Raw genomic sequence first — 15,109 nt, forward strand, 5'->3', positions numbered from 1 at the left:
AAGTCAAGAGCGCGGAGTCAAGGGAGACCCGCGTCGGTCGCACATCTGTCCCGAGGCCGGTACCCGACCAGCCCCCGAACGCAGGGAGAAGATCATTCACACGACAACACGCAGTCGGATGGGCGGGGCGCGACGCGGCACCCGCCGATCCTTGTCTCGCACCCTCGGGGTGTTCTTGACCGTTCCCGGACTCCTCGCCATGGCGGCCTGCGGCTCCCACGCCCCGCAGGCGTCGGCCACCGGGGATCCCGTGAAGGGCGGTCGCATCACGGTTGGGGTCAGCATCGACGCCGGGTGCATCGATCCGCATCAGAACACCGCCATCGCCGCGCAGGAGATGCTGGGGCAGACGGTGGACCGTCTCACCGACCAAGACCCGGAGACGGGCGAGATCGTCCCCTATCTCGCTGAGAGATGGGACGTCGCGCAGGACGGGAGGAGCTACACCTTCCATCTTCGGGAGGGGGCGACCTTCAGCGACGGTGCGCCGGTGGACGCGGCAGCGGTCAAGGGATCGTTCGACGCTCTCGTCGCTATGGGCGCCAAGGCGTCGAACGCCGCTCAGGTGCTGGTCGGCTTCTCCGAGGCGCAGGCGATCGACGGCCGCACGGTGAGGATCTCCTTCGCGCAGCCCAACGCGCAGTTCCTCCAAGCCACCTCGACGGCCGCTTTCGGGATCGTCTCGCCCGCGACCGCGGCCGAGACAGCGGAGGCGCGATGCGCGAACGGGGTGGTGGGCTCGGGACCGTTCGTGCTGGACGGCTACTCCAAGAACGACCAGCTCCGGCTGAAGCAGCGCGCCGGTTACTCCTGGGGATCGTCCGCCCGATCGAACAAGGGTGAGGCCTACCTCGATGAGGTGGTCTTCCAGGTCATCCCGGAACCGGGCGTGCGGGCGGGGTCGTTGACCTCAGGCACGATCCAGCTGGCTTACGCGATCCCGGACCAGAGCGTGCCGACGCTCGAGGCCGCCGGGCAGCAGCTTCTCGTCAAGCCCTATCCGGGGATGCCGGTGAGCGCCGTGTTCAACATGGCGAGCCCCATCGCCTCCGATCCTGCAGTGCGGGAAGCCGTCATGCTGGCGGTGAACCGCGACGACATCGGAGCGGTCGTGGGCACGGGCGGGGCTCCCGCTTACGCCTATCTCTCCGCATCCACACCCGGCGCGCTCGACCTCTCGGACGAGTTGAGGACGGACGTGGCGAGGGCGAAGCAGGTCTTGGACGCCGCCGGATGGAAGGCCGGAGCGGACGGGGTACGGGAGAAGAACGGTGCTCGGCTGGCCCTTCGCCTGCCGTTCTTCTTCATGCCCGCACCGGTCGAACTGCTTCAGCAGCAGCTGGCGAAGGTCGGCATCGAGGCCCAGCTGCAGCAGCTCCCCGTGGCCGACTACATGTCCGTGCTCTCGGAGGGGGCGTTCGACCTCACGACCACCAACTGGGGCACCGCGGACGCATCGGCGCTCGCCTCGCTGGCCAGCCCGCGATACGGCCAGAAGGACCAGGGGTTCCTCGAGCTGATCGCCGCGCAGAACCGCGAGAGCGACCCGGCGGCCCGCGCGACCATCACGGAGGACACTCAGCGCCACATCCAGAAGCACGCCTATGCCGTGCCGATGTTCTACGTCAACACGGTGTTCGGCGTCTCTCCGTCGTTGCACGGTGTCGAGCTGGACGGATCGACCCGTCTCGTGCTGGGCGACGCCTGGCTCCAGCAATGACGCCGTCCGCCCCCGGCGCTCGGTCGGCACCGGGGGCGGACCCGGCATGGCGGCAGAGGACCAGCAGTGAGAGGAAGGACCGGTAGATGACCAGGTATGTCGTGCTCCGACTGTTGCAAGGGATCTTCGTCGTATGGGCGGCCTTCACAGTCTGCTTCGTGATCCTCTACCTCCTTCCCTCGGACCCGGCCGAGATCATCGCCAATCGCGGCACGGAGCAGGGCGGCCAGCCCGACCCGGAGCAGGTCGCCCTGCTCCGGGCGGAGCTTGGCCTCGACCGCCCCCTGATCCTGCAGTACCTGAGCATGCTCGGTGGCTTTCTGACTGGGGGCTGGGGACGCTCTTTCCACACCGGGCACGGGGTCTTCGATCTGATCGCCGGTGCCTTTCCTGGCACAGCGGCCATCGCCGCGCTCGCCCTCCTCCTCGGCGGCCTGGCGGGTCTCGCTCTCGCTGTCGCGGCTGCCTACACCCGATCGGCTCGTCTGCGCTCGCTGCTGGAGACGCTTCCGTCCGTCGGTGCCTCGCTTCCCACCTTCTGGGTGGCGCTGATCCTCATGGACCTGCTGGCCTTCCGGCTCCGCCTGGTGCCTCCGCTCGGATCGGAGGGACCGGCGACGATGGTGCTTCCCACCCTCGCTCTCGCCGTCCCCGTGACCGCCGCAGTAGGACAGGTGCTCACTCAGGGCCTGCTTGCGACGATGGCGGAGCCTTATGTCGGCGTCGCCGTTGCCAAGGGCGTCGGTCGGCTGCGACTTCTGTTCGTCCACGTCATGCGTGCCTCCGCACTCCCCGCGTTGACGATCCTGGGCGTCCTGATCGGCCAGCTGCTGGCGGGAGCCGTGGTGGTGGAGACGGTCTTCGCCCGTCAGGGCTTCGGGCGCCTCATCAACGAGGCCGTCGGTTCTCAGGACATACCGCTCGTGCTGGGGCTGGTCGTCTTCTCCGCGGTCGTCTTCGTCGTCGTCACCCTCGTCGTCGACATCCTCTACACCGTGGTGGACCCGCGACTGCGTGGGCGGGCGTCGCGGTCCCCTCGGCGATCACTCGTCCCGACCGGAGGAGCATCATGACCGTCACCGAGACGAAGAGCATAGCGACGAGACGCGAAGATCTCCTCCGCCGTGATCGTCCGTGGCTGCACCGGGCCCTCGGCGTCGCCGGGCGGAACATCGGTCTCGTCCTCGCTGTCCTCTACGTGATCCTCGTGATCGCCTGGGTGCTCCTTCCGAGCGCCTTCACTCCGTACAGCCCCGTCGAAGGCGTCGTCGGCGACCGCTTGCGCCCGCCGTCGCCGGAACATCCCTTCGGAACCGATGGTCTCGGACGCGACCTCTTCGCGCGGGTGGTGCATGGCGCTGCGAACTCGGTGATGGCCGTTCTGATCGCCGTCGCCATCGCGGCGGTCGTCGGCTCGGCGATCGGACTGCTCGCAGGATTCGCCGGAGGACGGGTGGAAGGAGTCCTGATGCGTCTGATCGACACCCTGCTGGCGATCCCCGCCCTTCTCCTGTCGATGACGATCATCACCGTGCTCGGCTACGGGCTCGTGAACGTGGCCGTGGCCGTGGGGGTCGCGAGCATCGCGAGCTTCGCGCGCCTCATGCGGTCCGACGTCGTCCGCGTGCGCAGCGAGCTGTACGTCGAGGCCGCACGAGCAGCGGGGGTGCGCTGGCACGCGGTGCTGCTGCGTCACGTGCTTCCCAACGCGGCCGGTCCGGTGCTCGCACTGGTCGCGCTGGAGTTCGGCATCGCGATCCTCGCCGTGTCGGCCCTGAGCTTCCTCGGATACGGTGCCGCGCCGCCGACCCCCGAATGGGGCAGGCTGGTGGCCGACGGGCGCGACTTCATCGCGACGTCCTGGTGGATCGCGACGTTGCCGGGGTTGGCGATCACCCTCCTCGTCCTCTCCACCAACCGCATCTCGAAGTCCATGACGGAGGCGTCCCGATGATCCCCGCAGCGTCCCCGCGACTCTCTTCGCCCGAGGCCGGTCCGCTGCTGACGGTCAGAGGGCTGGAGGTGGCCTATCGCACGCGCGGGAGTGCGAGAGCGATCGTGCAGGGGGTGTCCTTCGACATCGCGCCCGGCGAGGTGGTCGCTCTCGTCGGTGAGTCGGGGTCGGGGAAGAGCACCATCGCTCAGACCCTCGTCGGCATGCTCCCGGGCAACGGGACGGCCGGGGCCGACGTGCTCCGCTTCGACGGCGACGATCTCCTGGAGAAGTCGGAGAAGGAATGGCGGGCGGTGCGCGGCGACCGGATCGGATGGGTCCCGCAGGATCCGATGAGCTCTCTGAATCCCGTCCTCAGAATCGGCACCCAGGTGGCGGAGCCGTTGACGATCCATCGAGGTGTCTCGCGAGCGCAGGCGCTCGAGACAGCGGTCGGGTTGCTCGGTAAGGCGGGACTGAGCGAACCGGCTGCCCGTGCCCGCCAGTACCAGCACCACCTCTCGGGGGGAATGCGGCAGCGCGTGCTCATCGCGATGGCGACAGCGTGCGCTCCGCGACTTCTCATCGCGGACGAGCCCACATCGGCGCTCGACGTGACCGTGCAGCGGCACATCCTCGATCAGCTTTCGGAACTGGTGGGAGAGCAGGGGATGGCGATGCTGCTGGTCACCCATGACCTCGGCGTCGCCGCCGAGCGGGCTGACAGGCTGTTGGTCATGAACCGAGGACGGATCGTGGAGCAGGGGACCGTGGAGTCGGTCCTCGAGAGCCCGCAGGACTCGTACACTCGTCGTCTGCTCGGCGCCCTCCCCGGCGCGAGGCCCTTCCGCATGACGTCGTCGCCGAAGGCCCCGACCTCTCCGCTGCTGGAGGCGCGGGCGATCCGCAAGGAGTTCGACCTGCCCGGGGGCGGCAGTCTGCTGGCGCTGGAGGACGTGTCGTTCACCATCGACCGGGGACGGACCCTCGGTGTGGTCGGCGAATCCGGCTCCGGGAAGTCGACCCTTGCGCGGATCGCCTTGCGGCTGGAGGACCAGGACCGGGGACAGATCATCTTCGACGGCGCCGACATCTCGCTCCAGAGGGGCGAACGGCTGCGTCAGGTCCGCCGGCGCATGCAGGTGGTGTATCAGAACCCCTTCACGTCCCTCTCTCCGCGACAGTCGGTCCGGACGATCGTCGAGGAGCCCTTGCGGGCGTTCGGCGTCGGAAACGCCGTCGAACGACGTTCACGGGCGGAGGCGATGCTCGATCGCGTCGCGCTTCCCTCCCGAGTTCTCTCGCAGCGCCCGCGAGAGCTGTCCGGCGGCCAGCGACAGCGTGTGGCCATCGCTCGCTCTCTCGTGCTCGAACCCGATCTGCTCGTGTGCGATGAGCCGACCAGCGCGCTCGACGTGTCCGTGCAGGCGCAGATCCTGGAGCTGCTCGACGAGCTCCAGGCGGACCTGGGGCTGGGGATCCTCTTCATCTCGCACGATCTCGCGGTGGTCAAGGACATCGCTCACGACGTCATGGTCCTGCGTCACGGCGTCGTGGTCGAGACCGGCGGGGTGGAGCGGGTCTTCACCAGGCCAGAAGAGGCATACACCCGCGAGCTCATCGCCGCCGCGCCGCGATCCCTGCCAAGTGCCGACGCCGGCGGGGGTGTGCGATGAGCGGGGGGAGGACGGTCCTGCGACGTGACGTCGCGCCCGGAGAAGAGCTCGATCCCCGACTGGCGGCTCTTCTCCCTTCCGACGACGAAAGGGCGAGATGGACGCTCGATCGCACGGGCTATGGCCCCGTCGTCTACTTCCACCGCGACGGGCGGCATACGGCGGCCGCACTGACGACGTCTAGGGCCGGGTCCGCGGCCCTGAAGATCGTCGACGTCGTCGCCGACGATCCCGAGCTCGTCCCTGGCCTTCTGGACACGGTCATCGAGGACGCCCGCCGGCGAGGGCAGATGTGCGTGAAGTGGGAGGCGCGCCGCCGGGCTGACGCAGAGTGGGCGGAGAAGCGGGGATTCTCCCGGCTCGACGCGCCGATCCGCTCGGGGCCTGGCTCGGAGCAGCCCCAGGACGGATACATGCTGTGGCTGGGGACAGGCGAGCTCGCCCGCCGGGTTCCGTACTACCGGCAGACGGTGGCCTACACATGCGGCCCGGTCTCGGCCCTGCTGGGGGCCTCCCTCTTCGCCGCCCCACAGGTCTCCGGAGAGCAGAGCTGGAACCGCAACCACGACCGGGAGATGTCGGTGTGGCGCAGGGCGACGATGTCGTTTCCCTGCGAGCCCTATGGGCTCGTGGTCGCTCTCCGAGAGATGCTGCTGCGCCCGGAGGAGGCACAGGTGCGCCTGTACATGGACCGGGAGGCACCGTTCGTCGTGCCGGTCGCATCCGGTTTTCGTGCCGACGTGCGCGCGGCCCTGGCCGGCGCGGCTCTCGAATGGTATGACGCGCAATACGCCGAGTTCCGCGAGCGCACCGTGGCTTTGCAGAACGATCTGCGTCGTCGCGCCCGCGAGTTGGGCATCCCCGTCCATGCGACACGCCTCGTCGCCGCGGACATCGTCCGGGAGGTGGCAGACGGTGCCGTCGCGATGGTGATGATCTCTCAGTCGACTATGCATCCGGGAGACCTCGGCGGCCATTGGATCGTCGTGCACGGGGTGCGGGACGGGCTCCTCATGGCGCAGGACCCGTGGGTCGCGGCCGATCGGGGCGAGAGCTGGGTCGATGGGACGCAGCTGCCGCTGACCCCCTCTGCCCTGGACGAGATGTCGTCACTCGGCGGGGCGGACGCCTATAGGGCTGTGATCCTGCTCTCGCCGCCAGAGCAGGACGACGGACCGGCGACACGCTGAGTCCTGTCGGATCACCTCCTCGGCGGGAGGGGGCGGCTCTTCAGCTCCCGGGCGGCGATGGTCCGACGGTGCACGGCGTCCGGGCCGTCGACGATCCGCAGTGCTCGTGCCCATGCGGAGAAGTAGGCCAGCGGTGTGTCGTCGCTTACCCCGGCCGCGCCGTGCACCTCGATGGCCCGGTCGATCACGTCGACGGCCACCCGGGGCGCAGCCACCTTGATGGCTGCGATCTCGGTGGCTGCGCCCCGTGCGCCGTGGACGTCGATGAGCCATGCGGTCTTCTGGACGAGCAGCCGCACCTGCTCGATCTCGATCCGCGACATGGCGATCATGTCCTGCACCGCGCCCTGTGACGCCAGAGTGCGTCCGAACGCGGTCCGCTCCTGCGCGCGGCGGACCAGGAGGTCGAGGGCACGTTCGGCCATCCCGATCGCGCGCATCGCGTGGTGGATTCGTCCGGGGCCGAGACGGGCCTGGGCAAGCGCGAACCCCGATCCCTCCTCACCGAGCAGATGGGACCGCGGCACCCGGACCCCGTCGAAGACCAGCTCGGAGTGTCCGTGCTGGTCCTGATAGCCGAAAAGCGGGAGATGCCGGACGACGGTCAGTCCTGGCGTCTCTCTCGGGACCAGCACCAGCGACTGCTGTCGATGCCTGTCGGCGGACGGATCGGTCTTTCCCATGACGATGAACAGCGTGCAGCGTTCGTCGGCCGCCCCGGTGATCCACCACTTGCGGCCATCGATGACGTACTCATCGCCGTCGCGCACGATCGAGGTGGCGATGTTCGTGGCGTCCGAGGACGCCACCGCCGGCTCCGTCATGGCGTAGGCGGAGCGGATCTCGCCGGCGAGGAGGGGATCGAGCCAGCGTGCTCGCTGTTCGGGCGTGGCGAAGAGGTGGAGCAGCTCCATGTTCCCCGTGTCGGGCGCCTGGCAGTTGATCGCCTCCGGGGCGATGACCGGAGACCAGCCGGTGATCTCCGCGATCGCGCTGTACTCCAGATTGGACATCCCGGAGAGCGCGGGGAGGAAGAGGTTCCAGAGCCCGCGTCGGCGGGCCTCGTGCTTGAGCTCGTCCATGATCGGCGGATAGGCGTGCTCACCGAGCTCGATGAGCTGCTCCGCCCAGATGGGCTCGGCGGGAAAGATCCGTTCGTGCATGAAAGCCCACATGCGCTCCTGCATGTCGACGGCGAGCGCGGTCGGCGCGAAGTCCATGCCGTCCTCCCTTTCTCAGCCCTTCCGAGCGTCTGTCAGAGTCCGCGGAGCGCGGTCAGTCCCGCCTCGGCGACACGTGTCGCCTCCCCGGCGAGATCTCCGAAGTCCTGCCCCGCCATCGCCCCTGAGCGGACCCGGGTCGCGACGCCCTGAGTGATGACCGCGAACTTGAAGTGAGCGAAGGCCCAGGCGAAGCCCAGCGCTGACAGGTCGGCGCCCGTGCGCTGGGCATATCGGTCGATCAGCCAGGAACGGTCGGGGAAGCCGGATACCCGCGTCGGCGCCGGTGCCAGGGCCCACGCCTCCTCTCCCGGCTCGCGCCAGGAGAACAGAAGCAGTCCGAGGTCGGCGAGGGGATCGCCCAGCGTGGAGAGCTCCCAGTCCAGGACTCCGTTCACACGACCGGGGTCGCGGGCGTCGAGCACGCAGTTGTCGATGCGATAGTCGCCGTGCACCACACGGGGGCGGGCCTGATCGTCGGGGAGTCGTTCGGCGAGCTCTCGACGAAGCGCGTCCACCGCGGGAGAGGGGTCTCCGCTGCGTGCCGACTGCCCGGACCAACGGATCAGCTGCCGGGCGAAGTATCCGTCGGGCCGGCCGTAGCCGGTGAGTCCCACGGCATCCGGATCGACGTCGTGCACGGCCGCCAGCGTGTCGACGAGGGCGCCCGCGATCGCTGCGCGTTGTGCGGCGCTGTCGGTGAAACCCGCAGGCAGCGCCTCTCGCACGACGACGCCGGGGACGACCTCCATGACGTAGTAGTCGACGCCGAGCGCCCCCTCGGGTCCTCCTGCCGCGAGGACACGGGGAACCGGGACGTCCGTGTGCGCCAGCGCCTCCAGCACACGGCGTTCCCGGGACATGTCGTGCGCACGGGGGAGGAGGTCTCCTAGTGGCGGTCTGCGCAGGATCACCGAGTGGCCGCCCGCCGTGATGCGGTAGGTGAGGTTCGACTTCCCGCCGGCGATCAGCTCAGCGTCGAACTCTCTCCAGGCAGCCTCCCCGAGGGCCTCGGCCAGTTCAGGTCCCAGGCGGGCAGGGCGAAGCGCTCGTTCGATGTGCTCAGTCATGGGAGATCATCTCTCTGAGAACCGGCTTGAGCACCTTGCCGGCGGGGTTGCGCGGCAGAGTCTGGACGAGACGCAACGCGGTGGGCAGCTTGTATCGGGCCAGGAGGCTGGCTCCGTGCGCGCGCAGGTCCTCGATGCTGAGCGGGGCGTCGGGGCGAACGGGCACGACGAAGGCGACAGGCGTTTCGCCCCACACGGGATGAGGCATCGCGACGACAGCGACGTCGGCGACAAGAGGGTGCTCTGCGAGCGCGTTCTCGACCTCGGTGGAGTAGATGTTCTCTCCTCCGGAGATGATCATGTCCTTCGCGCGGTCCACGACGTAGACGAATCCCTCTTCGTCGCGGCGTACGAGGTCGCCGGAGTGGAACCAGCCGCCCTCGAACGCCTCGGCGGTCGCCTCCGGCCGGCCCCAGTAGCCCTGCATGAGGCCGACGCCACGGTAGACGATCTCGCCGACCTCGCCGATGGGCACGTCCTCGCCGTCGCTGCCGATCACCCGGACATCGACGGTGGGGATCGGACGGCCCACGGATCCCAGCCGGCGGATGGCGTCCTTCGCCTCCAGCACGCAGGTGACCGGGGACATCTCTGTCTGTCCGAAGAGGGCGACGGCACTGCTCTGGGGAAAGGTCTCGGCCATGCGTCGCAGAAGCGACTCGCTGGCGGGCGCGGCGCCCCAGCCGAGGATCCGCAACGTCGAGAGGTCCCGCCCCGCGACCGTCGGGCTATCGCAGAGCGCCTGCCACTGAGTGGGCACCAAGAAGCACGTGGAGACGCCTTCGACCTCCATCAGATCGAGGATCACCTCGGCGTCGAACGCCCCGGTCGGGGCGATAACGATGGTCGCACCGATGTGCAGGCACGGCGCGACCGAGCCGAGCGCTCCGATGTGGAACAGCGGGGAGGCGATGAGGCTCGACTCGCCGTCTCCGCTCATCTGGAAGGCGCGGATGATCGTCACCGCCTGGGCGACGAGGTTCCTGTGGGTCAGCACGGCGCCCTTCGGGCGGCCGGTGGTCCCCGATGTGTACATGATCAGTGCGGGCTCGTCTTCACGGACGTCGATGAACGGCGCGGGGCCGCCCTCGGACAGGAGCGCCTCGAAGGCGAGGTCGTGGGTGTGGGAGAGGTCGATGATCACGGGCGGCGTGAGCGCGGCGGACGCCGCGGCGCGGGCCGCCTCGGCGGTGAGCTCGTCGACGACCAGGATCCGAGCGCCGCAGTCGTCCAACGTGTAGGTGATCTCCGGCGCCGCGAAGCGGAAGTTGATCGGTACGGCCACCGCGCCCAGCCATCCGGCAGCGAGCATCGCCTCGAGGAACTCCGGTCGGTTGCCCGTCGCGATCGCGACCCGGTCTCCCCGCGCGATGCCTCTTCGCGCGAGGGCTCCGGCGAGCAGCGCGACGCGTTCGTGCAGGCGCGCCCAGGTCGTCGTCCGGCCGGCGAACCGCAATGCCGGCTGATCCGGTCGGGCGGAGGCATGACGACGGAGTTGCGCCATCCAGTGGCTTCTGCGCGACGCCTCGAGCTCGGTGAACTGTTCGGGAAGGGACATCCTCGGTCTCCTATCGACGGGGTGCGCGCTGTGGTGCGGCGGAGGAGTGGACGGTCTCGGAGGCGACCAGCGCCCAGAGGGTGTCGGCGTCGAGTCCGAGCTCGGCGAGCACCTCTCCTGTGTGGGCTCCCGGAGCGCTCTGCTCCCGGACCCCGTCCACGCGGGTCACCGAGAACCGTGGCGCGGGGGAGGGCTGTACCGTTCCATCACGGACCGTGTAGGTGCCGCGGGCGCGGAGATGCTCGTTCTCGGTGACCTCGTGCGGAGCGATCACCGGTGAGACGCACGCATCCAGCCCGGCGAAGACCTGCTCCCATTCCGCCCGCGTGCGCTCGGCGAACCGCGCGGCGAAGCGGGCCCTGACCGCCGGCCAGACTCGAGGATCGGTCTGCTCCGCCGCGTCGATGTCGCCGTCGAGTCCCAGGCCGATCAGCAGCTCGGCGTAGAACTTCGGCTCGATCGCGCCGACCGCCATCCATTTGCGGTCGGCGGTCGGGTACACGCCGTAGTAGGGGGCGCCCCCGTCGAACAGGTTCCCGCCGCGGGGCGCGCTCCACAGCCCGGCCTCCATCATCGAGCGATGCATGGCCGTCATGAGGGCCGTGCCGTCCACGATCGCCGCGTCCACGACCTGGCCCTGGCCGCCGGCGCGTACGGAGAGCAGGGCGGCGAGCATCCCCGCGACCATGAACATCGCACCTCCTCCGAAGTCGCCGAGCATGTTCAACGGGGGCGTGGGGGAGCCGCCCCCCGCGCTGATGGGCTCCAACGCCCCGGACACGGCGATGTAGTTGATGTCGTGTCCAGCGGTGGGCGCGAGCGGTCCGTCCTGGCCCCATCCGGTCATCCGCCCGTACACCAGTGACGGGTTGTGTTCCAGGGCCGTGTCGGGCCCCAGGCCCAGACGTTCGGCGACCCCCGGCCGAAAGCCCTCGATCACGCCGTCGGCGCGGGAGATGAGCGCCAGAGCGAGGTCGCGACCCTGCGGCTGTTTGAGGTCGATGCCCACGGAACGTCGTCCGCGCAGCAGCACCGTGTGGGTCGCGGCCTCCTCCTCCGGCAGTCCGGCCACGCGATCGATGCGGATCACGTCGGCGCCCAGATCGCTGAGTACCATCCCCGCGAAGGGTGCAGGCCCGATGCCTCCGAGCTCGACGATCGAGATTCCGGCGAGGGGTCCGCCTCTCATCGGTCGTCCTCCGCCGGGACGGCGACGATCAGCGCCTCGCCCCCGCCAGAGGCGGGCAGCGCCGTGAGGGTCAGCGGGTCTCCGATCGCGAAGCCCATGTCGGGCGGTGCGACGAGCCGGACCAGAGCCCATGGCCCCTCGGCCAGCTCGGCAAGCGCGACGACGTAGGGGGCGTCCAGCCCAGGCAGCATGCTTCGATGCACGACGCTCCATGACACCAGGGTCGCGGTGCCCCTGGCACGGACGGACTGCGTGCGTGTTCCCTGGCAGGAGAAGCAGGCGTCTTCTGTCGGGATTCGCGCGGTGCCGCATCCTTCGCAGACCGACAGCAGGAGCGCCCCTTCCGCTGCGGCGTCGAAGAAGGCAGCGCTGGCACGGGTGCGCATCACGCGGATCGCCATCATGCGTCCCTTCCGAGCACCAAGGTCGAGTGGTACTCCAGGATGCCGCCGTTCCCGCTGACCAGGGCGGTCTCTGCACCAGGGACCTGGCGCTCGCCGCCGTCGCCTCGCAGCTGCAGCACGGCTTCGCTCAGAGGCGTGAAGCCCCACATGTAGAACGAGGAGAGCTGTCCTCCGCCCGTGTTGCACGCGAGACCGCCCCCAGGACGGAGACGTCGTTCCTCGACGAAGGACCCGCCTTCGCCTTTCGCGCAGAACCCGTAGTCCTCCAAGGTCACGAGGACCGTGTAGGTATAGCAGTCGTACAGCTCGACCACGTCCAGGTCGTCGAGCGTGACCCCGGCCATCGCCGAGGCACGCGCCCACGAATCAGGAGCAGCGGTGACAAGGCCCCAGGAGGAGTCGTTCCTCAGTTGTCTCGGGCGGTGGGCCTGTCCGTGGCCGCGCACCTGGATCGGAGGGCGGGCGAGATCGTTCGCCCGTTCACTCGAGGTGACGACCACGGCGACCGCGCCGTTGCTGACCACGCAGCAGTCCAGGCGTCGCAGTGGAGTCGCGATCCACGGTGAGGACTGATGGTCCTCGATGGTGATCGGGTCCCGGAACCGAGCCAGTGGGTTGCCGGCCGCCCAGAGACGTTGTGCCACGGCGATCTCGCCGAGCTGCGCGGTCGTCGTTCCGTAGGCCTCCATGTGGCGTCGTGCTGCGAGGGCGTACTGCACGTTGGGCGCTGCTCCGCCGGAGGCGACCCGCCATCCGGCGGGGCCTTCCAGATCTGTGGCGGCAGACTCCCAGGCCCGTCCGCTTCTCGTGTTCTCACGGAGCGGGGTGTCAGCGAAGATGCACACGATCGTCGTTGCGGTGCGTGCCGCGATCGCCTGCGCACACATGCCGACCATCACACCGGCACTCGCTCCGTACGCCCCCACGGACGCCAGGAGGGCAAGCTCGGAAAGGCCGAGCCTTCCGGCGAGCTGCGGCGTGAGCTCGCCGCCGAGCCCCGAGGTCACCAGCAGCCCGTCGATCGCGTCCATCCCCAGGCCTGCATCGGCCACCGCCGCGCGCACGGCCTCGGCGGCCAGCTCCTGGGCGCTGCGATCGAAGATCTTGCCGAACGCCGTGGTCCCGAGCCCGACGATGGCGGCCCCGGTCATCGTCCGGTCCAATCCGGGCGTCGCCTCTCGGCGAAGGCACGGGCACCCTCGACCGCGTCGGAGGACGCGAACACCTCTGCCATGGCCGCCTGATTCGCCGCCCACGGCTCCGTCGCGGTCCAGGTGGGGTCCCATCCGGCGGCCGCGCTCGCCGTGGCGTGGATGAGCGCCTTGCTGCGGCGTACCGCCAGCGGGGCGTTCTCGGCGATGCGCGCCGCGAGCGCGAGTGCGGCGCCTACGACCTCGCCCGAGGGGACCAGTCTGTTGACCAGGCCCCATTCCTGGGCGGTGGTCGCGGTGATCGGATCCCCGGTCAACGCCATCTCGAGAGCGCGTTTGAGGGGGATCTGATGCTGTGCCCGGATGAGCCCGCCCGCCGCGGCGATGAGCCCCCGGGTGACCTCGGGGAGCCCGAGCACGGCGTCGTCGGCGGCGACGGCGAGATCGCTCGCGAGCACGATCTCCGTGCCTCCGCCCATCGCGTAGCCGTTCACCGCGGCGATGACCGGCTTGTCGATCCAATGCCGGGTCAGGCCGGCGAAGCCCCATTCCGGATGGTCTTGCGCCGTCAGCGACTCTCCTCGGGCGAGCGCCTTGAGGTCGGCTCCGGCGCAGAACGCGCGGCCCGCGCCCGTGACCACGACGGCGTGGATCCCGGGGTCCGCTGCCGCACGCTCCAGGCCTGCGCCGACGGCCGTCGAGAGGGGTGCGTTCACGGCGTTGAGCGCGGAGGGCCTGTTGAAGGTGATCAGTGCGACGCGTCCTCGCACGTCGTACAGGGCGGCAGAGCCGGAGGTCCGGGCCGGAGTGCTCTCCTCGACGGTCATGAGCGCACTCCCAGTACGTCACGGGCGATGATGATCTTCATGATCTCGGTGGTTCCGCCGTAGATCGTCGTGACGCGGGCGTCGGCATACGCGCGAGCGATCGGGTAGTCCCGCATGAACCCGTACCCCCCGAACAGCTGCAGGCAGCGGTCGACCGTCCGCTTGTGCGACTCGGTCGCCCACCACTTAGCCTTCGCCGCGTCGACGGCGGTGAGCTCGCCGCGGTTGTGCCGCAGCACCATGTCGTCCACGAAGGACTGGGCGACCTCCAGCTCGGTCACGAGCTCCGCGATCGTGAACTGGGTGTTCTGGAACTCCGCCAGCGTCTTGCCGAAGGCTCGCCGCTCCAGGACGTGCTCGATGGTCCAGGACAGAGCGGCACGGGCCGAGGCGACGGCGTTGGCGGCGATGCTGAGGCGCTCGAGCGGGAGGTGGCCGATGATTGCTCGGAGGCCTCCCCCCGCATCGCCCAGGAGCGCGTGGTCGGGAAGGCGCACGTCGTCGAAGCCGAGCTCGGCTGTGTCCTGCGCCCGCAGGCCCAGTTTCCGCAGCGCTGGCCCGCGCCGGAAGCCTGCGGTGTCGTCTTCCACGACGAAGAGGCTCAGCGGTGCGCCGGGCCCACGCCCGGTCCTGGCCGCGACGACCACCAGCCGGGCATGGACGCCGTTGCTGATGAAGGTCTTGGCCCCGTTCAGCACCCATCCGTCGTCTTCACGCTCGGCGACGGCCTGGATGCCGCGCAGGTCAGACCCCGTTCCCGGCTCGGTCATCGCGATCGCCCCGATCCACCGCCCGCTGGCCAGTGGCGGTATCCAGCGCCGTGCCTGCTCCGGGGTGGCGAGGTCCGAGATGTAGTGGAGGACGATGTCCGCGTGCGTCGCGATGGTCGCCGCGGGCGAAGCCGCCCCGATCCGAGCGAACTCCTCGATGGCGACCATACGGAAGCGGTAGTCGGACTCGCCGCCGCCGCCATACTCCTCCGGGGCGGCCAGGCCGAAAAGCCCGAGCTCGCCGGCGGCGTCCCAAAGTTCACGGGGGATGTTTCCCTGCTCCTCCCATGCGTCCACGCGGCCTTCGACGTGTCGGGCGAGGAAACCGCGAACGATCGTCCGGAACGCCTCGTGGTCGTCGTCGAAGAAGGCCCGTCGCGCGTACAGGTCGTAGGGCATGG

At 69.5% G+C, this 15,109-nt stretch carries 13 protein-coding genes; 5 read left to right on the forward strand and 8 right to left on the reverse strand.

Going from position 1 to position 15,109, the window contains the following annotated elements; all coding sequences use genetic code 11:
- Nucleotides 1–175: 175 nt before the first annotated feature.
- From ACP15J_RS07120 to ACP15J_RS07140, 5 genes are all read left to right on the forward strand, one after another.
- On the forward strand, nt 176–1,720 hold the full coding sequence (locus tag ACP15J_RS07120; protein WP_424936317.1) for an ABC transporter substrate-binding protein: 1,545 nt from the start codon (nt 176–178) through the stop codon (nt 1,718–1,720).
- Nucleotides 1,721–1,806: 86 nt separating this feature from the next.
- Nucleotides 1,807–2,793: an ABC transporter permease gene (locus ACP15J_RS07125; RefSeq protein ID WP_424936318.1), complete on the forward strand. Its 987-nt coding sequence runs from the start codon at nt 1,807–1,809 to the stop codon at nt 2,791–2,793.
- Nucleotides 2,790–3,674, forward strand: coding sequence for an ABC transporter permease (locus ACP15J_RS07130; RefSeq protein WP_424936319.1), 885 nt, complete (start codon nt 2,790–2,792; stop codon nt 3,672–3,674). The genes ACP15J_RS07125 and ACP15J_RS07130 overlap by 4 nt, the downstream gene beginning before the upstream one ends.
- Nucleotides 3,671–5,329 carry a dipeptide ABC transporter ATP-binding protein gene (locus ACP15J_RS07135; protein WP_424936320.1) on the forward strand — a complete coding sequence of 553 codons (1,659 nt, stop codon included), beginning with the start codon at nt 3,671–3,673 and terminating at the stop codon, nt 5,327–5,329. The genes ACP15J_RS07130 and ACP15J_RS07135 overlap by 4 nt, the downstream gene beginning before the upstream one ends.
- Nucleotides 5,326–6,519 (forward strand): peptidase C39 family protein, encoded by a 1,194-nt coding sequence (locus ACP15J_RS07140; protein WP_424936321.1) that lies wholly within the window; start codon nt 5,326–5,328, stop codon nt 6,517–6,519. Before ACP15J_RS07135 ends, ACP15J_RS07140 begins: the two co-directional genes overlap by 4 nt.
- Before the next feature lie 11 nt (nt 6,520–6,530).
- On the opposite strand, the gene ACP15J_RS07145 is transcribed toward ACP15J_RS07140, so the two are convergent.
- From ACP15J_RS07145 to ACP15J_RS07180, 8 genes are read right to left on the reverse strand one after another with little or no spacing between them, the layout of a single operon-like run.
- Nucleotides 6,531–7,739, reverse strand: coding sequence for an acyl-CoA dehydrogenase family protein (locus ACP15J_RS07145; RefSeq protein WP_424936322.1), 1,209 nt, complete (start codon nt 7,737–7,739; stop codon nt 6,531–6,533).
- Nucleotides 7,740–7,774: 35 nt separating this feature from the next.
- Entirely contained in the window at nt 7,775–8,809 is a 1,035-nt protein-coding gene (locus tag ACP15J_RS07150; protein WP_424936323.1) for a phosphotransferase family protein, read from the reverse strand.
- On the reverse strand, nt 8,802–10,367 hold the full coding sequence (locus ACP15J_RS07155) for a long-chain-fatty-acid--CoA ligase (RefSeq protein WP_424936324.1): 1,566 nt from the start codon (nt 10,365–10,367) through the stop codon (nt 8,802–8,804). Before ACP15J_RS07155 ends, ACP15J_RS07150 begins: the two co-directional genes overlap by 8 nt.
- Nucleotides 10,368–10,377: 10 nt before the next feature.
- Nucleotides 10,378–11,556 carry a CaiB/BaiF CoA transferase family protein gene (locus ACP15J_RS07160; protein WP_424936325.1) on the reverse strand — a complete coding sequence of 393 codons (1,179 nt, stop codon included), beginning with the start codon at nt 11,554–11,556 and terminating at the stop codon, nt 10,378–10,380.
- Nucleotides 11,553–11,957: a Zn-ribbon domain-containing OB-fold protein gene (locus tag ACP15J_RS07165; RefSeq protein WP_424936326.1), complete on the reverse strand. Its 405-nt coding sequence runs from the start codon at nt 11,955–11,957 to the stop codon at nt 11,553–11,555. The genes ACP15J_RS07160 and ACP15J_RS07165 overlap by 4 nt, the downstream gene beginning before the upstream one ends.
- Nucleotides 11,957–13,111: a thiolase family protein gene (locus ACP15J_RS07170; protein ID WP_424936327.1), complete on the reverse strand. Its 1,155-nt coding sequence runs from the start codon at nt 13,109–13,111 to the stop codon at nt 11,957–11,959. Before ACP15J_RS07170 ends, ACP15J_RS07165 begins: the two co-directional genes overlap by 1 nt.
- The gene (locus tag ACP15J_RS07175) at nt 13,108–13,938 is read right to left on the reverse strand and encodes a crotonase/enoyl-CoA hydratase family protein (RefSeq protein ID WP_424936328.1); all 831 of its coding nucleotides are present in this window, start codon (nt 13,936–13,938) and stop codon (nt 13,108–13,110) included. The genes ACP15J_RS07170 and ACP15J_RS07175 overlap by 4 nt, the downstream gene beginning before the upstream one ends.
- On the reverse strand, nt 13,935–15,107 hold the full coding sequence (locus ACP15J_RS07180; RefSeq protein ID WP_424936329.1) for an acyl-CoA dehydrogenase family protein: 1,173 nt from the start codon (nt 15,105–15,107) through the stop codon (nt 13,935–13,937). Before ACP15J_RS07180 ends, ACP15J_RS07175 begins: the two co-directional genes overlap by 4 nt.
- Between the last annotated feature and the right edge of the window lie 2 nt (nt 15,108–15,109).

This window comes from Microbacterium sp. S308A+ (assembly GCF_049800815.1).
Classification (GTDB): Bacteria; Actinomycetota; Actinomycetes; order Actinomycetales; family Microbacteriaceae; genus Microbacterium.